20 protein-coding genes are annotated in these 17,586 nt (G+C 63.2%); 8 read left to right on the top strand and 12 right to left on the bottom strand.

Annotation, left to right across the window (positions count from 1 at the left end; translation table 11 throughout):
• Positions 1 to 4 precede the first annotated feature (4 nt).
• From FGK63_RS09795 to FGK63_RS09775, 5 genes are all read right to left on the bottom strand, one after another.
• Positions 5 to 640 (bottom strand): bifunctional 4-hydroxy-2-oxoglutarate aldolase/2-dehydro-3-deoxy-phosphogluconate aldolase, encoded by a 636-nt coding sequence (locus FGK63_RS09795; RefSeq protein WP_138841661.1) that lies wholly within the window; start codon positions 638 to 640, stop codon positions 5 to 7.
• A gap of 3 nt (positions 641 to 643) precedes the next feature.
• Complete coding sequence (edd, locus tag FGK63_RS09790; RefSeq protein ID WP_138841659.1) at positions 644 to 2,449, bottom strand: phosphogluconate dehydratase; 1,806 nt, start codon at positions 2,447 to 2,449, stop codon at positions 644 to 646.
• Position 2,450: 1 nt separating this feature from the next.
• Positions 2,451 to 3,896: a glucose-6-phosphate dehydrogenase gene (gene zwf / locus FGK63_RS09785; protein ID WP_138841657.1), complete on the bottom strand. Its 1,446-nt coding sequence runs from the start codon at positions 3,894 to 3,896 to the stop codon at positions 2,451 to 2,453.
• 164 nt (positions 3,897 to 4,060) lie between these two features.
• Positions 4,061 to 6,304: a phosphoenolpyruvate--protein phosphotransferase gene (gene ptsP, locus FGK63_RS09780; protein ID WP_138841655.1), complete on the bottom strand. Its 2,244-nt coding sequence runs from the start codon at positions 6,302 to 6,304 to the stop codon at positions 4,061 to 4,063.
• 49 nt (positions 6,305 to 6,353) lie between these two features.
• The gene (locus FGK63_RS09775; protein ID WP_138841653.1) at positions 6,354 to 7,589 is read right to left on the bottom strand and encodes an aspartate kinase; all 1,236 of its coding nucleotides are present in this window, start codon (positions 7,587 to 7,589) and stop codon (positions 6,354 to 6,356) included.
• A 167-nt stretch (positions 7,590 to 7,756) separates the two neighbouring features.
• On the opposite strand from FGK63_RS09775, the gene FGK63_RS09770 reads away from it, so the two are divergent.
• Positions 7,757 to 8,113, top strand: coding sequence for a hypothetical protein (locus FGK63_RS09770; RefSeq protein ID WP_138841651.1), 357 nt, complete (start codon positions 7,757 to 7,759; stop codon positions 8,111 to 8,113).
• On the opposite strand, the gene FGK63_RS09765 is transcribed toward FGK63_RS09770, so the two are convergent.
• From FGK63_RS09765 to FGK63_RS09745, 5 genes are all read right to left on the bottom strand, one after another.
• On the bottom strand, positions 8,107 to 8,745 hold the full coding sequence (locus FGK63_RS09765) for an SDR family oxidoreductase (protein WP_138841649.1): 639 nt from the start codon (positions 8,743 to 8,745) through the stop codon (positions 8,107 to 8,109). The genes FGK63_RS09770 and FGK63_RS09765 overlap by 7 nt on opposite strands.
• A gap of 3 nt (positions 8,746 to 8,748) precedes the next feature.
• Complete coding sequence (locus FGK63_RS09760; RefSeq protein WP_138841647.1) at positions 8,749 to 9,204, bottom strand: DUF1178 family protein; 456 nt, start codon at positions 9,202 to 9,204, stop codon at positions 8,749 to 8,751.
• A gap of 70 nt (positions 9,205 to 9,274) precedes the next feature.
• Positions 9,275 to 9,739 carry an NUDIX hydrolase gene (locus FGK63_RS09755; protein ID WP_138841646.1) on the bottom strand — a complete coding sequence of 155 codons (465 nt, stop codon included), beginning with the start codon at positions 9,737 to 9,739 and terminating at the stop codon, positions 9,275 to 9,277.
• A 132-nt stretch (positions 9,740 to 9,871) separates the two neighbouring features.
• Positions 9,872 to 10,630: an EcsC family protein gene (locus FGK63_RS09750; protein WP_138842307.1), complete on the bottom strand. Its 759-nt coding sequence runs from the start codon at positions 10,628 to 10,630 to the stop codon at positions 9,872 to 9,874.
• A 55-nt stretch (positions 10,631 to 10,685) separates the two neighbouring features.
• A complete protein-coding gene (locus tag FGK63_RS09745; RefSeq protein WP_138841644.1) occupies positions 10,686 to 11,180 on the bottom strand; it encodes a GNAT family N-acetyltransferase in 495 nt (164 codons plus the stop codon).
• Between the two features lie 73 nt (positions 11,181 to 11,253).
• Here FGK63_RS09745 and FGK63_RS09740 point away from each other — a divergent pair, with 73 nt between their 5' ends.
• The gene (locus tag FGK63_RS09740; RefSeq protein ID WP_138841642.1) at positions 11,254 to 11,859 is read left to right on the top strand and encodes a flavin reductase family protein; all 606 of its coding nucleotides are present in this window, start codon (positions 11,254 to 11,256) and stop codon (positions 11,857 to 11,859) included.
• Positions 11,859 to 12,515 (top strand): CatB-related O-acetyltransferase, encoded by a 657-nt coding sequence (locus FGK63_RS09735; protein WP_138841640.1) that lies wholly within the window; start codon positions 11,859 to 11,861, stop codon positions 12,513 to 12,515. The genes FGK63_RS09740 and FGK63_RS09735 overlap by 1 nt, the downstream gene beginning before the upstream one ends.
• A gap of 10 nt (positions 12,516 to 12,525) precedes the next feature.
• On the opposite strand, the gene FGK63_RS09730 is transcribed toward FGK63_RS09735, so the two are convergent.
• Positions 12,526 to 14,154, bottom strand: a complete 1,629-nt coding sequence (locus FGK63_RS09730) for a SulP family inorganic anion transporter (RefSeq protein WP_138841638.1) — start codon at positions 14,152 to 14,154, stop codon at positions 12,526 to 12,528.
• 170 nt (positions 14,155 to 14,324) lie between these two features.
• On the opposite strand from FGK63_RS09730, the gene FGK63_RS09725 reads away from it, so the two are divergent.
• The 3 genes from FGK63_RS09725 (at position 14,325) to FGK63_RS09715 (ending at position 16,534) form a co-directional block, all read left to right on the top strand.
• The gene (locus FGK63_RS09725) at positions 14,325 to 14,885 is read left to right on the top strand and encodes an invasion associated locus B family protein (protein ID WP_138841636.1); all 561 of its coding nucleotides are present in this window, start codon (positions 14,325 to 14,327) and stop codon (positions 14,883 to 14,885) included.
• 74 nt (positions 14,886 to 14,959) lie between these two features.
• Positions 14,960 to 15,832, top strand: coding sequence for an S-methyl-5'-thioadenosine phosphorylase (locus tag FGK63_RS09720; RefSeq protein WP_138841634.1), 873 nt, complete (start codon positions 14,960 to 14,962; stop codon positions 15,830 to 15,832).
• A gap of 72 nt (positions 15,833 to 15,904) precedes the next feature.
• Positions 15,905 to 16,534: a LysE family translocator gene (locus FGK63_RS09715; RefSeq protein ID WP_138841632.1), complete on the top strand. Its 630-nt coding sequence runs from the start codon at positions 15,905 to 15,907 to the stop codon at positions 16,532 to 16,534.
• Positions 16,535 to 16,541: 7 nt separating this feature from the next.
• On the opposite strand, the gene FGK63_RS21120 is transcribed toward FGK63_RS09715, so the two are convergent.
• Complete coding sequence (locus tag FGK63_RS21120; protein ID WP_281282113.1) at positions 16,542 to 16,664, bottom strand: hypothetical protein; 123 nt, start codon at positions 16,662 to 16,664, stop codon at positions 16,542 to 16,544.
• Between the two features lie 127 nt (positions 16,665 to 16,791).
• Between FGK63_RS21120 and FGK63_RS20965 the strand changes: the two genes are divergently transcribed.
• Both FGK63_RS20965 and FGK63_RS09705 read left to right on the top strand, forming a co-directional pair.
• Positions 16,792 to 16,956: a hypothetical protein gene (locus FGK63_RS20965; protein ID WP_218961127.1), complete on the top strand. Its 165-nt coding sequence runs from the start codon at positions 16,792 to 16,794 to the stop codon at positions 16,954 to 16,956.
• A 70-nt stretch (positions 16,957 to 17,026) separates the two neighbouring features.
• On the top strand, positions 17,027 to 17,566 hold the full coding sequence (locus tag FGK63_RS09705; RefSeq protein ID WP_138841628.1) for an adenine phosphoribosyltransferase: 540 nt from the start codon (positions 17,027 to 17,029) through the stop codon (positions 17,564 to 17,566).
• Positions 17,567 to 17,586 lie beyond the last annotated feature (20 nt).

Raw genomic sequence — 17,586 nt, 5'->3', positions numbered from 1 at the left:
CAATTCAGCGGGCAAGCGCCGAGGCCTCTTTCGCCAACGCCTCGATACCGGCCCAATCGCCGGCTTGGACCATGTGCTTGGGCGCGACCCAGCTGCCGCCAGCGCACACGACGTTCGGCAGGGACAGATATTGCGCCGCGTTCGAGGGCGACACGCCGCCGGTGGGACAGAACCTGATCTGCGGCAAGGGCGCGCCGATGGCGCCGAGCGCCGAGGCACCGCCCGATGCTTCGGCCGGAAAGAACTTCAGCATGTCGTAACCGCGCTCAAGCAGGCGCATTGCCTCGGACGCCGTGGCCGCACCCGGCAGGAGCGGCAGGCCCTCGGCCTCGCAGGCTGCGATCAGCGTGTCGGTCGCCCCGGGCGAGACACCGAACTGCGCGCCGGCCGCCTTGGCGGCGCGCACGTCCTCGGGCGTCACAAGTGTTCCGGCCCCGACGACACCGCCCGGCACTTTGGCCATCGCCCGGATCGCGTCCAGCGCCGCCGGGGTGCGCAGCGTGACCTCCAGCGCAGGCAGACCGCCGGCGACGAGGGCCTCGGCCAAAGGTCCGGCCTGCGCCGCGTCCTCGACCACCAGGACCGGCACGATCGGCGCGAGTGAGCAGATTTCAAAGGTACGGGACGACTTCGACGACATGTGTCAACCTCCAAACACGCTTGCACCGGCATCCGCCGATCCGACCGCCGACCTGAAATTGGCGAAAAGTTCGCGCCCGACGCCGAAGTGATTTGCCGTCAGGTCCGCGCGGGCGGGCGCCCGGTCCATAACGCCATCGGTGAGTATCATCAATTCCCCGGCCACCGCATCGACGCGGACAAGATCACCGTCGCGCAGATAGGCGATGGGTCCGCGATCCAGCGCCTCGGGGCAGACGTGGATCGCCGCCGGCACCTTGCCGGACGCGCCGGACATGCGCCCGTCAGTGACCAGCGCCACCTTCTGCCTGCGACCTTGCAGGATGGACAGGATCGGGGTCAGCGAGTGCAATTCGGGCATTCCGTTCGCCTTGGGACCCTGGAACCGGACGACGACGACCATGTCCCCGGTCAGTTCACCGGCCTTGAACGCTTCTTTCACCGCGTCCTGATCGTGGAACACCCGGACCGGTGCTTCGACGACGTGATGCTCCGGCGCGACCGCCGAGACCTTCATGACCGCCGTTCCCAGAGTGCCGGTCAGCCGCGACAGACCGCCGGTCGGCTGGAACGGGTCAGAGGCAGGGCGAAGAATCTTGTCGTTGAGACTGTGTTCCGTACCGTTTTGCCAGACCAGCTCACCGCCGATCAGCTTGGGCTCCTGCGTGTAGCGGTGCAGCCCCTGTCCCGCCACGGTCAGAGTGTCCGGATGCAGCAGCCCCTCTTGCAGCAACGTGGCGATGGTGAAGCCCAGCCCTCCTGCCGCGTGGTAGTGGTTCACATCGGCAAGGCCGTTGGGATAGACCCGGGCGACGAGCGGCACCACGGCCGATACGTCGGAAAAATCCTGCCAATCCAACAAGATGCCGCCGGCGCGGGCCATGGCGATCAGATGGATCAGCAGATTGGTGGAGCCCCCTGTCGCCATCAGCCCCACGATTCCGTTGACAAAGGCGCGCTCGTCCAGGATCTGGCACACCGGCGTGTAGTTGTTGCCCAGCGCACTGAGCGACAGGGCCCGTCGGGCGCCTTCTGCAGTCAGAGCGTCGCGCAGGGGGGTGTTCGGATTGATGAAGCTTGCCCCCGGCAGGTGCAGACCCATGAACTCCATCAGCATCTGGTTGGTATTGGCGGTGCCGTAGAAGGTGCAGGTTCCCGGCCCGTGATAGGCCGCCATCTCGGCGGCCATCAACTCGTCCCGACCACATTCCCCGGCGGCGAATTTCTGACGGACCTTGGCCTTTTCGTCGTTCGGCAGACCGCTGGTCATCGGGCCGGCCGGAATGAAAACCGCGGGCAGATGCCCAAAGGCCTGCGCGGCGATCACCAGCCCGGGCACGATCTTGTCGCAAACTCCCAGGAACACGGCAGCGTCGAAGGTGTTGTGGCTGAGCGCCACCGCCGAGGCCAGCGCGATCACGTCGCGCGAGAACAGCGACAATTCCATTCCCGCCGCGCCTTGCGTGACGCCGTCGCACATCGCGGGAACTCCGCCCGCGACCTGAGCGGTTCCCCCGGCGGACCGCACCGCCTGCCGGATCAGTTCCGGGTACCGCTCGAAGGGCTGATGCGCCGAGAGCATGTCATTGTAACTGGTCACGATTCCCAGGTTTCCGGCCTGGCCGGTGGCCAGGGACTGCTGGTCCGGACCGGCCCCCGCATAGGCATGGGCCTGTCCGCTGCAGGACAGATGCGCCCGCGCGGGGCCTGCCGAACGCGCCTGTTCCATGCGCTCCAGGTGAGGACCACGCAGCGGTGCGCTGCGGTCGATGATCCTTTGGGTTACGTCGGAAATCACGGAATGCACCATCTCAACCTCCGATCTGGCGCCAGCGCCGGCCGTCGCGATGCATCAGCATCAGCGCCTCTTCCGGGCCGGAACTGCCCTGATCATAGGGCGAAGGCCGGTCGCGGCCGTCTTCCCACCCCTTGATCACCGGATCGACCCAGGCCCAGGCCGCCTCGACTTCGTCGCCGCGCATGAACAGGGTCTGGTCGCCGCGAATGACATCCATGACAAGACGTTCATAGGCGTCCTGCGCGCGGGCATCGGCGCCCAGCGCCTCGGCAAAGCTCATGTCCAGCGACACATCCGCCAGACGAAAGCCGCCCGGCCCCGGATCCTTGATCGTCGTGCTGAGCGTGATCCCCTCGTCCGGCTGCAGGCGGATCACCAGGATGTTGCCGCGCAGATGGCCGACGTTGGGAAAGATCGTGTGCGGCGGATCGCGAAAGACCACCGCGATCTCGGATTCCCGGGCGCGCAGCCGCTTGCCGGTGCGCAGGTAGAACGGCACCCCGGCCCAGCGCCAGTTGGCGACCCGCACCTTGAGCGCGATGAAACTCTCGGTGCGGCTGTCAGGATTGCCCACGTGGTCCAGATACCCGTCGTCGCCCCTTTCCGGGCGATACTGCCCCCGCGCGATGTCGCCCGGTTCGACAGGGTCCAGCGCCTCGATCACCTTGACCTTCTCGTCACGGACGGCGTTCGGCGCGAATTTCGAAGGCGGCTCCATCGCGATCAGGCACAAAAGCTGCACCAGATGGTTCTGCACCATGTCACGCATGGCGCCGGACTGATCGTAATATGCCTCGCGCCCCTCGATGCCGACGGTTTCGGCAACGGTGATCTGCACGTGGTCGATATGCGTGGCGTTCCACAACGGTTCGAACAGGGAATTGGCGAAACGCAGCGCCATCAGGTTCTGCACCGTCTCTTTCCCCAGGTAGTGGTCGATCCGGTAGATCTGGTGTTCCTCGAAACTGGTGCGAAGCCCTTCGTTCAGGGCCCGGGCAGAGGCCAGATCGTGACCAAAGGGTTTTTCTACCACGATCCGGCTGTCGGGGGTCGCCAGCCCGTGATCGTGAAGCCGCTGCGCGATCCCCTGAAACAGGCTGGGGCCCACCGACAGGTAAAAGGCGCGCACGACGTCCGGACGCAGCGAGCCGGCCAGTCGGCACCAGCCGTAATCGCCCCTTGCGTCGACGGCCACGTATTCGACCCGTTCCAGGAACCGGCCCAGAACCTCGGCCTTCACCTCGGGCGCGAACTCCTTCATGGCCGAACGAACGTGATCACGGAACGTGGCGTCATCCATTTCCCGGCGGCCCGTGGCGACGATCCGGGCCTCTTCCGGCATCTGGCCGACCTCGAAACGGTGATACAGCCCGGGCAGGATCTTGCGCTGCGCCAGATCGCCAGTGGCGCCGAACAACACCAGATCGAACGGGTCAACCGGTATCACGCGTGAAACCATGCAAGGCTCCTTTCGAGGTTCACCCGGCCATCATAGCATGGCTGTCGGGCCTGCCGCCTGAAGATCGCCGTTATCGCTAACAGCAGCGAGCCACTTCTGGAGCAAAACCAACGAAAAGGCAAGGGTAGCAAGGCAAACCCAGGAACGAGCGGTCCAGGCGCCGCTCAGCCGTTGTCGCGCAGCCACTCCATCACCGCAGGGCGCACACTCTGCTCGCCGCGGTGGCGGACATCCGAGATGATCTTGCGGATCTCTTGAAGGTCGGACCGCCGAAGCAGGCTCTTGACCGGGCCGATGGACGCGGGGCGCATGGACAGGCAGCGGATCCCCATGGCCGCAAGGCAGAGCGCCTCGATCGGGCGTCCGGCATCCTCGCCGCAGAAGCTCAGCGGCGTGTTCGAGACGCTGCACCGTTCGACGATGCGCTCGATGAAGGTCAGGAAGCTGACGTTCAGAGTGTCATACCTGCGCCGCACCAGTTCGTTCTCGCGGTCGGCGGCAAAGAAGAACTGCTTAAGGTCGTTGCCGCCTACCGAGATGAAATCCACCTCTTCAAAGAATTTCTGGGGCGCAAAGGCGAGAGAGGGCGTTTCCAGCATCGCGCCGACTTCGAGCGTTTCGGGCAGGACGTGGCCCAGCCGCTTTTCGCGGGCGATGGTCTTTTCGATCTCCGCCCGCGCCTCGCGGAATTCTTCGGCCTGTGCGACGAAGGGGAACATGATGGTCAGGGGCCGGCCCTTGGCGGCGCGGAGCAGCGCCTGCAACTGCATCCGCATGACGCCGCGCTTGTCCAGCCCGACCCGGATCGCGCGCCAGCCCAATGCCGGGTTCGGCTCGGCCACGTGCTTCATGTAGGGCAGCACCTTGTCCGAACCGATATCGAGCGTTCGGAACACGACCCGCTTGCCCTTCGCCGCGTCCAGCACCCGTTCGTATTGCGCCACCAGTTCCGACCGCTTCGGCATCTTGTTGCGGATCAGGAACTGCAACTCGGTCCGGAACAACCCGACGCCTTCGGCGCCCGAGCTTGGCAGAGACGGCAGATCGGCCATCAGGCCCGCATTCATGACCAGATCGATCTTGTGCCCATCCAACGTGACCGCCGGTTTTTCGCGGATCGAGGCGTAGCGTTCCTGCGCCTCGGCCTGCATCGCCATCTTGTCGCGGAAAGCGCCGACGACGTTCTCTTCGGGGCGCAGATGCACGACGCCCTGATCGCCGTCCACCAGGATGTGATCGCCGTTCAGCGCCTCGGTGGTGATGCGTTGAGTGTGCACGACCAGGGGAATGGCAAGGGCCCGCGCCACGATGGTCGCGTGGCTGCCGACCGATCCCTCCTCGAGAACGATGCCTTTCAGTGAACGTCCGTATTCCAGAAGGTCTCCCGGGCCGATATTGCGCGCGACCAGGATGGGATCGGCAGGCAACTCCAAGCCCGCCTTGTTCGTCTGCCCGGTTAGGATGCGCAGCAGCCGGTTGCTGAGATCGTCCAGATCGGCAAGGCGTTCGCGCAGGTATGGGTCAGTGACCTGGCTCATCCGCGCGCGGGCCTGGGACTGTTCCTTCTCGACAGCGGCTTCGGCGCTCAGGCCGCGGGCGATGTCCTCTTCCATGCGGCGCATCCAGCCCTTGGAGTTGGCGAACATCCGGTAGGCTTCGAGAACCTGCAGTTGCTCCTTGTCGCCGCCCTGCGAAATCTCGAGCATCTTGTCGACGCCGATCCGCAATTCCTCGACGGCTTCATTGAGCCGTTCCAATTCGCGGTGCGGATCGTCGGCGATCGGGTTGGTCACGACCACCCGCGGCTCGTGCAGCCAGACATGGCCTTCGGCCGATCCCTCCTGCGCCGGGCCGCCAGTCAGCACAACGGATTGCTGGTGCAACGGCGACAGGGCCGCGCCCTCGCCGATGAACGCGCCCAGTTCGGCCATTTCGGCAAGGACCATGGCGACGACTTCCAGCGCGTAGACTTCGTCGGCGGAAAACTCCCGCGCATTGCGGGATTGAACGACCAAAACGCCCAGCTTTTCGCCTAGCCTCTGAACCGGCACCCCGAGAAATGAGGAGAACCGTTCCTCGCCCGTTTCAGGCATGTAACGGAAGCCCTTGGCCGAGGGCGCATCGGGCGTATTGATGACCTGGCCGTACTTGGCGACCCGCCCGACCAGGCCTTCGCCCATCCGCATCCGGGTCTGGTGCACGGCCTCTGGCGCAAGGCCCTCGGTTGCGCAAAGCTCCAGCGTTTCCTCGTCGCGGAACAGATAGATGGAGCACACTTCGCAGCGCATGCTGTCCGCGATCAGATGGGTGATCCGGTCCAGCCGTTCCTGGCCAGCGGCTTCGCTGGCCATTTCTTCGCGCAACCGCTTGAGCAGCTTGCGGGATTCCGTTTCGGTGCCCTCAGCCATGGCCCCCATACACTTGTTTTGGCGTCAGGCGGACCCTAGTCCCAGATACTCAGGCTGCCTTGTCCAGTCCAAACGCATCATGCAGCGCCTGAACGGCAAGTTCCATGTATTTTCGGTCAATCAGTACGGAAATTTTTATCTCGGAGGTTGTAATGACCTTGATGTTGATCCCCTCATCCGAGAGCACCTTGAACATCTTGGCCGCCACGCCGGACTGCGACCGCATGCCGATGCCGACGACCGACACCTTGGCGACATCCGGTTCGATCTGCAGAGTGTCATAGTTCAGCGACACGCCCTTGATGTCGTTCATGGCCTTCTCGGCGCGTTTCACCTGGTCGACGGGCAGGCTGAAGGTCATGTTGGTACGCCCCTCTTCCGAGACGTCCTGCACGATCATGTCGACGTTTACGCCCGCATCCGACAGGGCGCCAAAGATCGTGGCGGCGATGCCCGGACGGTCGGCGACCGACAGCAGCGTCATCTGGGCTTCGTCGCGCGAATAGGCGACGCCGGAGACAACATTGGATTCCATGATTTCCTCCTCATCGCAGACGAGCGTGCCCGCCTCGTCGGATTGTTCCTCGAAGCTCGAGAGAACACGCAGTTTCACCTTGTAGCGCATCGCCAGTTCCACCGAACGGGTCTGCAGCACCTTGGCCCCGAGCGAGGCCAGCTCGAGCATTTCCTCGAACGAGATCTTGTCCAGTTTCCGCGCCTTGCCGCAGATGCGAGGGTCGGTCGTGTAGACGCCGTCAACGTCGGTGTAGATGTCGCACCGCTCGGCTTCGAATGCGGCGGCAAAGGCAACGGCGGTGGTGTCCGACCCGCCGCGGCCCAGCGTGGTGATCCGCCCCTCGGGTGAGATGCCCTGAAAGCCGGCCACGACGGCAACCTTCATTCCTTCGGCGAATTTCTGGTTGATGTTCTTGGTCGGGATCTCTTCGATGCGGGCCGCCGAATGGGCGCTAGTCGTGATCAGCGGCACCTGCCAGCCTTGCCAGCTGCGGGCGGGAACGTCCATTTCCTGAAGGGTCAGAGCCATCAGGCCGGCGGTCACGTTCTCGCCCGAGGATACGACGGCATCGTATTCCCGCGCGTCATAGAGCGGTGAGATTTCGTCGACCCAACCCACCAGTTCGTTGGTCTTTCCCGACATTGCCGAGACTATGACGATGACGTCATAGCCTTTGGCCACTTCGACACCGACCCGTTTGGCCGCGCGACGAATGCGGTCGAGATTGGCTACCGATGTGCCACCAAATTTCATCACGAGTACGGGCATGGGGCCAAGTGTCTCCGCGCCTTGGAATTCCGGTCCCGTGCCTCATATGCGAGGGGGCATCCAAGGGCAAGTGGACAAAGACGCCGCAATCACGGGTCGGCAAAGCTTTACTTTGGATTTTTGCAGTGCAAGCCTAGTGCGAGTTTTTCCATTTCGAGAGGTTGCGGATGCGCCGTTTCATCATTGCCCTTGCCCTGCTTTCCACACCGGCCGCAGCCCAGGTGCCCACGGTCTCGGGCACGGACGGTCAGAACTCGCTGGGTACGGTGCCTTGCGCCGCGGTTGAGGGCCAACCGATCGAAAGCTGCCCGGCGGAGTTGCGGCACAAGGATGACGGCACCACGACGCTGGCCGTGCAGCTCAAGACAGGAGAGGTGCGGCGGATCTATTTCGAAGGCGGCGAAGCGACGGCGTCCAGTTCGACCTCGAAGATGACCACCGAAACCCGCGGTGACATGCTGGTGATCTTCATTGCGCCCGGAGAGGTCTACGAGATCCCGAAGGCCGCGGTAGCCGCTCAGTAAGGGATCGGCTGGCCGTCCCATCCCTCGAAACAGCCGGTTGTTCCAAGCGACAGCGCGTCGAAACGGGCGCGCAGCCCGGGAACGGCCGCCTCTACCGTGATATCGGCTGCCGCTCCGCCCATGTCGGTCTTCACCCATCCGGGGTGGTAGATGCCCACGGCGATGCCCTCCGATCGGAGGTCCGTGGCCAAGTTGCGCCCCAGGTTCAGCACGGCCGCCTTGGAGGCCCGGTAGATGTAGCTGCCGCCGGGCGCGAGCGTATCCGACGCCATCACCGAGGACATGATCGCAACTTTTCCCCTTGCCTGTAGCAGGTTGGGCAAAAGCGTCTGAACGGTCAGGAAGACACCGGTGACATTGGCCGCAAAGGTCTGGGCCCACATCTCGACCGGGTAGCCGTCAATCCCCTGCCCCTTGTCCAGATAAACCCCCGCATTGCAGATCAGCAGATCGACCGGTTTGTACCTGAGCGTCTCCGCCATGGCCGCCTGCTGCATCGGATCCGTCACGTCCAGCGTGATATCCGCGTTCCCGTCCCTTGCGGTTCCCGTAACCTCATGTCCGTCCCGCCGGTAATGCACCGCCAAGGCGTGTCCGATCCCGCGGTTGACCCCGGTGATCACGACATGCATGGGTCAGTTTGTCTTTCGGTTGGGAATGAAGGGAAGCAGGGCCACCGGAACGCCTTCTTCGGCCAGCGCCTTGGCTTCGTCCGCCCGGGCCTCGCCGTATATCGACCGTTCGGGCGCTTCGCCAAGATGGATCCTGCGCGCCTCGTCCGCGAAATTCCTGCCCACGTAATCCGAATTTTCTTCGATCCTGCGCCGCAACTCGGCCAAGGCCTGCTCCGCGGCCGACGCCGGCATGGACAACTTCCTGGATTCTGGCGGCGGTTTGGCGGGAAGGGGAACCGCGGCCGCGTCTCGCGCCGGACGCACGCGCGGCGTCATGACCGCCTTTTCGACATCACTGCCGCCGCAGACTGCGCAACACACCATTCCGGCAGCGGCGAGCTTGTCATAAGCCTCGGCCGACTGAAACCAGCTGTCAAAGCTGTGACCTTCGCTGCATTTCAGGGCGTATTGAATCATCGCACACTCAAAAAGTCGGGTCCTCGGATAGATATCCACCGGCCCGATAAGATCAAGCCTTCTTCACGGCTTAGTTCAACAATCGTGGGCTGAATTCACGCAAAATTTCAACCAGCCCGGGTTCCGCCACCCTCTGCGCCGCCTTTTTGACGGAGAACCATTTGCGGCGTCTTTGCCCGCTTTCGGGGAAATCGCTTACAAGCTTGCGGACGCGCAGCGGGTAGACCTTGACCAAGCATAAGACATTGCCCTTGCTAGGTCTCACCTTGGTGTAAGAAAAGCTGCCGACGCTCTTGGATTTGCAAGACCCGACGACCCCGGCCTCTTCCCAGGCTTCGTGCGCCGCTGTTTCCGATGGTTCGGTGTCGTCGATCGGCCATCCCTTTGGAATGACCCATCGACCGGTCTCGCGCGAAGTAACAAGCAAAACCTGCAGCTTGCCGTCGTCTAACCGGTAGCACAACGCGCCGTATTGCAGATGAACCGGACTGCTGCCGGCGTCACGCTGCAAGTTGGTGGACAATTTCGCGTTCATCTGTTCCCTCCGGCTCCAGCATAACCGGAAATCGGGCAGATGTCAGGCATCACGATGATGAAACATGGCGTATCTTGCCGCAATCAGCAATCATGACACAATATATGGAGGGTACGAACGGGGCGATCTGGTCTATGACAGCCTTTCGCTCATCCTCGTGGCCAGCCGGTCGACCAGTTCTTCGTGGGGAATGTCGGAATTGATCGCCAGTTTGCGCAGACCGAATTGCACCCGCGCCATTTGCTGGTAGTAGCGCGCATAGACGAAATTCGTGCCGCCGCCGGCGACCGCCCCCAGAACCGGCACGGACTGCGCCGCAAGCTTTTGCCCCAGAGCGCTGGCAAGGCGCGGCGCGACGCTGGCGATCAGGCGTTGCGCCGTGCTGCCGGTCAACGTCAGGCGAACCGAGAAGAAACCGAGGTCGGCCCCGTCGTCCTGCGCCAGCGGGCCCGCTGCCGCCAGAACCCGGACGCAGTCGAACATCACGTTTTCCGCCCCGGGATCAAAGCCTTCTTCGGCCGCCGCGCCCTGGATCGCCCTCAGCAGCATCGTCGTGGTGGCAGGCAATTCCACCAGGGCCGTCGGCAATCCTCCGAAACCGCCCGCAGCGCCCATCGCGGTCGTAACGGCGGTGTTGACCCAGGGTTTCTGGTCGGGCACCGCGCGACGGGATCCCTGCGCGGCGCGAATGGCAATCCAAAGTGCCCGCTCGGTGGCTTCGTATAGCCCGTCGCGCACGGGCGGCGGCAATTGCGCCAGCAAGGCTTCTGCTTTGCCGCCGAACCGGTTCAAAAGCCTAATGCCCGCCCCGCCCGCGGCATTGTAGATTGCCGCAAGCCGTTCCAACTCCGTATCTGGATCCACCTTTTCAACCAGAACCACGTCCTGCATCGGCAAACCCTCCTTCCACAAAGAGATCGGCACCCAAGGGACGAGTTTCAATGGGCTATTTCCGCCAACGGGTCACCGCCCCCCGCACGTTCTCCCAGCCACCGGGCGTCAGATCCATGCCCAGGACCCGCTCGGGGTTGGTGGGCGGCGGCATCTCCACGCCGTGGAGACGCGAAAAACCGAAGCGTGAATAATAAGGCGCGTCCCCGACCAGCATCACCCGTTGCCAGCCCATTTCCCGTCCGGCGACAATTCCTTCGCGGATCAGAAAAGCGCCCAGCCCCTCGCCCTGATGGGTCGGATGAACCGCAACCGGTCCAAGCAGCAGCGCATCCGACGCGCCGACATGCACGGGCCAGAACCGGATCGCACCCGCCAGGATTTCTTCGGCGTCGCGCACGACCATCGACAGGCCAGATACCGGCGGCACGTCATCCCGAAGACGGTAGGACGACAGCGCCTCGCGACCGGGCGCAAAGCACAGGTCGTAGAGGGCCTCGACTTCCCACCAATCTCCCGGCTCTTCCGGCCTGATTCGGAACTGCTGCACTCCGGCCCTCTTTTCATGTGTGGCATTCCGCCTAACACTTCGCTACGCCTTGGGCAAACGCTTGGAGACCGGAATGTTCTATCGCCCCGAAGACGGCCACGGCCTGCCCCACAACCCGTTCAACGCGATCATCACGCCCAGACCGATCGGATGGATATCGTCACGTGATGCGGACGGGATCAACAATCTGGCGCCCTATTCCTTTTTCAATGGCGTCGCCTATACGCCGCCGCAGGTGATGTTCGCCTCGACCGGCGCCAAGCCGGACCAGAACGGCACCAAGGACAGCGTGGCCAATATCGAGGCAACCGGTGTCTTCTGCGTCAACATCGTCGAATACGCGCGGCGCGACGCAATGAACGCAAGTTCGGCAACGCTGCCCAAGGGCACCGACGAATTCGTCCAGGCCGGGCTGACACCGGTGCAGTGCGAAACAATCGACTGCGCCCGGATCGAAGGCGCTCCGGCCTCTCTGGAATGCAAGCTGACGCAGATCGTCACCTTGCCGGGAGAAGCCAACCGCGTTGTGTTCGGCGAAGTCACTGGCATCCACCTTCGCGACGACTGTCTGCGCGACGGCATGTTCGACGTGACGACGTTCCAGCCGCTGGCCCGGCTGGGATATCGGGACTACTCGGTGGTGCGCGAACTTTTCAGCCTGAAGCGGCCGGACGACTGATGCCTCTGCCCGACCCGAACCGCCGCTATCCGATAACCCTGCCTGACGGATCGGACCACGAGGGCACGGTGTTTCTATCGCAGGCCATCGATCACCCGCGCTTTCAGGCCGGGGCCTACAGCTATGCCTCGGATTTCGATGCGCCCGAGGACTGGGCGGCGCGGCTTGCGCCATATCTCTTCCCATTTTCCGAAGAAAACCTTGTTCTCGGCAAGTTCTGTCAGATCGCACACGGGGTCCGCTTCATCACCTCGTCCGCAAACCACGCCATGTCGGGGCTGAGCTGTTTTCCCTTCCCGGTCTTCGATCCGGACCACATGACGGGTTTTCAGCCCGATGTGCGCGACACGGTGATCGGAAACGATGTCTGGATCGGTTATGGGGCCTTGATCCTTCCCGGCGCGCGGGTCGGCAACGGTGCGGTGATCGGCGCGGGCGCGGTCGTTCGCGGATCCGTCCCGCCCTACGCCATTGTCACCGGAAACCCGGCGGAAGTCCGCAAATTCCGCTTTGGACAAGACGTCATCGACCGCCTCGAGGCGTTGCAATGGTGGGATTGGCCCGCCGAAGTGATCGCGCAAGCCGAGGCGCCGCTGATGTCGGGCGACATCGCGGCGCTTGAAAGCTTGGCACCTGGCAGGAAAAGTCCGACCTGAACTTTTTGCTTCAGTGACCGCCCAGAATCCCGGTGCGGACGGAATAGTTCACCGCCAGCCCGTAATCCGGGTCGTCGTCGCTGTCGACCATCAGATGACCGGCCTTGTTCAGTAGCTGGTGGCAGTCGCGGCTCAGGTGGCGCAACTGGATCTGCTTGCCCTCGGCCTCGTATTTTGCAGCGACGGCTTCGATCGCCTGCAGGGCGGACTGATCGACGACGCGGCTGCCCGCAAAATCGACGATCACGCGCTCGGGATCGGCCTGCGGGTCGAAAAGTTCGACAAACCCGTCCGACGACCCAAAGAACAGCGGCCCCATGACGCGATAGATCTTGGCCCCGTCCTCGCCGGTCTCGGTTTCGGCATAGATGCGCTTGGCGTTGTTCCAGGCATAGGCCAGCGCCGAGACGATCACGCCGACGACCACCGCAACGGCGAGATCCTCCATCACGGTCACGACGGTGACCAGCACGATCACGAAGGCGTCCATCAACGGTACCTTGCGCAGGATGTTGAACGAGTTCCAGGCAAAGGTCCCGATGACCACCATGAACATCACGCCCACCAGCGCGGCGAGGGGAATCTGTTCGATCAGGGGCGAACCGACGAGAATGAACAAAAGCAGGAACAGCGCCGCCGCGATCGCGGCCACGCGGGTCCGACCGCCGGATTTGACGTTGATCATCGACTGGCCGATCATCGCGCAGCCGCCCATGCCGCCAAAGAACCCGGTGACCACGTTCGCGGTGCCTTGCGCGATGCATTCCTGGCTTGCGCCGCCGCGCTTGCCGGTGATTTCTCCGACCAGGTTCAGGGTCAGCAGGGATTCAATCAGGCCGATTGCGGCCAGGATCACTGAATAGGGCAGGATGATCTGCAGGGTTTCCCTGTTCAACGGCACCATGGGGATGTGGAATTGCGGCAAGCCGCCCTCGATCGAGGCCAGGTCGCCCACGCGCGGCACATCCAGGCCGAATCCGATCACCAAGGCCGCGACGACCACGATTCCGGCCAGCGGGGCGGGAACGACGCGGGTAACGCGCGGCATGACCCAGATTACCGCCATGGTCAGCGCGACAAGGCCCAGCATGGTATAAAGTTGCAGGCCCGACAGCCATTCGCCGCCGCTCATGCCATGGCCCGAATTCACCATCGAACCCGGCACCTTGAACTGGCCCATCTGCGCCAGAAAGATCACGATGGCGAGGCCATTGACGAAGCCCAGCATCACCGGATGCGGCACCAGCCGGATAAACCGGCCCCAATGCATGGCTCCGGCGATGATCTGGAGAATTCCCATCAGAACTACGGTCGCGAACAGGTATTCGACCCCGTGCTGCGCTACCAAGGCGACCATCACGACGGCCAATGCGCCGGTCGCACCCGAAATCATGCCCGGCCGGCCGCCGATCAGCGCGGTAATCAACCCGACCAGAAAGGCTGCATATAGGCCCACAAGCGGATGCACGCCCGCAACAAAGGCAAAGGCAACCGCCTCGGGCACCAACGCCAGCGCAACCGTCAAGCCGGACAGCAATTCGATCCGCAGCCGCGATGGGGTCAACCCTTCGTCGGGCATCCAGCGCAGATCGGGTATGGCTAGGCGATTGGCAAAACTTGCCAGCAAGGCTCGGGACATTGGACGGTCCTGTCGGTAAGGTCGGTTTTCGCGCGAAGGGGCCTTGTACCCTCTGCGGTCCCCTTGAGCCACCGCACCATGCGGGATACTGCCATGCGCTGTGCGCATAACAAACAACCTCTCGGCAACGTGATTTGAACGGAGGCAGGACGGTCGGCATCTCTTTCGGCATGCGCTGGATTCTTGTTTTCCTTTTCTTAGTCTCGCCCGCCCTGGCACAGGACATGCAAGGCAACGACACTCCCGGCAACTGGCGTGTGACGCATCACCAGATCTTCGGCATCTGGAATTCCATGTGCGACGAACGCGAAGAGAGCGGCGCGTTGAGGCAGAGATGCTACATCCGCCGGGTAGACGTCTTTTCGCCGCGCCCGAATTTCGCTGCTCAATTCCTTTTCATCACGCCGGAACCTTCCGGCTTCAAGGTCGCGTTCGGAATGGAGCCGGGCACGTTGTTTTCGCCCAATGGCTTCCGGATCGAGGCGGCTGGCGACACGCGCTGGCGCACCCGCCGCCCCGGATGCCTGACCGGGCTTGGCTGCGAGTTCGACGGGGAACAGGCGCAGGAGCTGATCGCCGCGATGCAAGACGGCGGCGCCTACCGTTTCACGTTCCGCGACCGCAACGGGCAGGCTCAAGACCTGACCTGGCCGCTTGGCGAGTTCGGCGAAGCCTGGGCAGATTTCCTGGACCAATCCCGTGCCCGCGGCCTCGTCAGGCAGGGCGGATAAGCCTTTGCCCTTGCCAATTCCGGCTCCGGTCCGCAGAAATTCCACAGGAAAAAGGCTCAGCAGGGAGTAATCGCGTGACCCGTACGAAAATCGCCGTCATCGGCGGATCCGGCATCTATGACATCGACGGGCTCGAGAACGCCGAATGGGTGACGGTCGATACCCCTTGGGGGACGCCCTCGGACCAGATCCTGACCGGCGCGCTTGGCGGCGTCGAGATGGCGTTTCTGCCGCGCCACGGTCGCGGCCATGTCCATTCTCCGACCGATGTCCCCTACCGCGCCAACATCGACGCGCTGAAACGCCTTGGCGTGACGGATGTGATCTCGGCTTCGGCCTGTGGTTCGTTCCGGGAACATATGGCGCCGGGCGATTTCGTGATCGTGGATCAGTTCATCGACCGCACCTTCGCCCGGGACAAAAGCTTTTTCGGCACAGGTTGCGTCGCCCATGTCAGCTTGGCCGAGCCGACCTGCCCGCGGCTTTCCGACGCCTGCGAGACCGCGGGCCGGGCCGCAGGCATCACGATCCATCGCGGTGGCACCTACCTTGCGATGGAAGGCCCGCAATTCTCGACGCTGGCGGAATCCCGTATGTACCGCGAGCATTGGGGCGCCGACGTGATCGGCATGACCAACATGCCCGAAGCCAAGCTCGCCCGCGAAGCCGAGCTTTGCTATGCCTCGATAGCCATGGTCACCGACTATGACAGCTGGCACCCCGATCACGGCGAAGTCGATGTGGCCGCCATCATCGCGACCCTGACCGGCAATGCCGAGAAGGGCCGCGCCCTGGTCAAGGGGCTGCCCGCCCTGCTGGGGCCCGAGCGCACGCCCTGCCCGCATGGCTGCGACCGCGCGCTGGACTTCGCGATGCTGACGGCGCCGGAAAAACGCGACCCGCAGGTTTTGGCAAGACTGGACGCCGTCGCGGGCCGGGTCTTGTAGGCGCAATCACGCCCGGCTTGACAGGCTGCTGCGCGAGCGGCCAGTTTTCGGCAGCTGCCACAGGATGGACCCATGCCACTGGAACTCTGGCTCGCCTTCGTGGCCGCCTCGACCGCCTTGCTGCTGATACCCGGGCCGACGGTTCTGCTGGTTCTCAGCTATGCGCTGTCCAAGGGTCGCAGCGTCGCCGTCGCCTCGGCTTCGGGCGTGGCCTTGGGAGACCTCGTCGCCATGACGGCCTCTCTATTGGGGCTAGGTGCGCTGGTTCTTGCGTCGGCTACGCTGTTTTCCGTGCTGAAGTGGGTCGGCGCGGCATATCTGGTCTGGTTGGGTATCAAGTTGCTGCGCAGCGCGCCCACGAGCGGGTTGAGAACGGTCAAGAAAAAACGCGATGTCACACCGCACAGCGTCTTCTATCACGCTGCCGCAGTTACCGCACTGAATCCCAAGTCCATCGCCTTCTTCATTGCCTTCGTGCCGCAATTCCTGCGGCCGGCAGAGCCGCTGATGCCTCAATTTGCCATTCTCATCGCCACATTCGTCGGCCTCGCATGGATCAACGCGCTGGCCTATGCGTTTCTGGCGGACCGGCTGCGCCTGGTGATCGGGCGCGCAAATGTCGTAAACGGCCTGACCCGGCTTGGCGGGGTCGCACTGATCGGGATGGGAGTTGCGACGGCGGTTCTGCGTCGGCCCGCCTGAACCCGGATCAATCCTTGGAATGTTCCTTCATGAAGCCGCGAATGAAACGCCGGATCTCGCGCGCCGCCGACGTGTCCAGTTGCTTGCAAAGTTCGACAAAGGCATCGCGTTCACCTTTGTCCAAACGCAAGATCAACTGGCTGTTTTTCTTGGTCGAAGCCTTCCCGTCCTTGTGTCCCACGCTTTCGCGCCCCATCCATGGCTTGAACTAGTCCGGCACCTTTGTATATACATGGTATATAGATTGTAAATACTAGATGCTCATCTACGGCAAGAAGGATACGGCAATGAATCTTCATGCTGCACAGGCAATTCTATTACGGGACCAGCGCAACTGGCGTAGGCCACATCTGTCGTGGTTGCCGGATGGGCTGTACAGCTATTTCAGCCTGCCCAACATGGTCGCCAAGCGCCGCAAATAGGCAACCCCTTGCATGACGGGCCACGTTGGGTCAAACACCGACCGGTAATCCGACACATCAGGGGGTGTGCATGCCCAGCAACAAAACGGTCCGGGACTATATCCGCACCATCGTCGATTTTCCTCATGAAGGAATAATGTTTCGCGATGTGACGACCTTGTTCGCCGACGCGCGGGGTTTCCGCATGGCGATCGACCAGATGCTGCATCCCTATGCCGGAGAGCGGATCGACAAGGTCGTCGGCCTTGAAGCCCGCGGATTCATCCTGGGCGGAGCGATCGCCCACCAGCTCAGTGTCGGTTTCGTGCCGATCCGCAAGAAGGGCAAACTGCCGGGAACCACGATCAGCCAGGACTACAAGCTGGAATACGGCGAGGCGATCGTCGAGATCCACGACGACGCCATCCAGCCCGGTGAAAAGATACTGGTCGTGGACGACCTCATCGCCACCGGCGGAACTGCGGCGGCGGGCATCAAGCTGATCCAGCGCTTGCGCGGCGAGATCGTCTCCTGCGCCTTCATCGTCGATCTGCCCGAGCTTGGCGGGCGCAAGGTGCTGGAAGACATGGGCATGGACGTCCATGTCCTGTGCGAATTCGAAGGCGCGTGACGCGCCTGCCCCTTCGTTTT

The organism is Ruegeria sediminis (genome assembly GCF_005938215.1).
Lineage (GTDB): Bacteria > Pseudomonadota > Alphaproteobacteria > Rhodobacterales > Rhodobacteraceae > Ruegeria > Ruegeria sediminis.
This window is presented reverse-complemented; position numbering and strand designations above follow the sequence as displayed.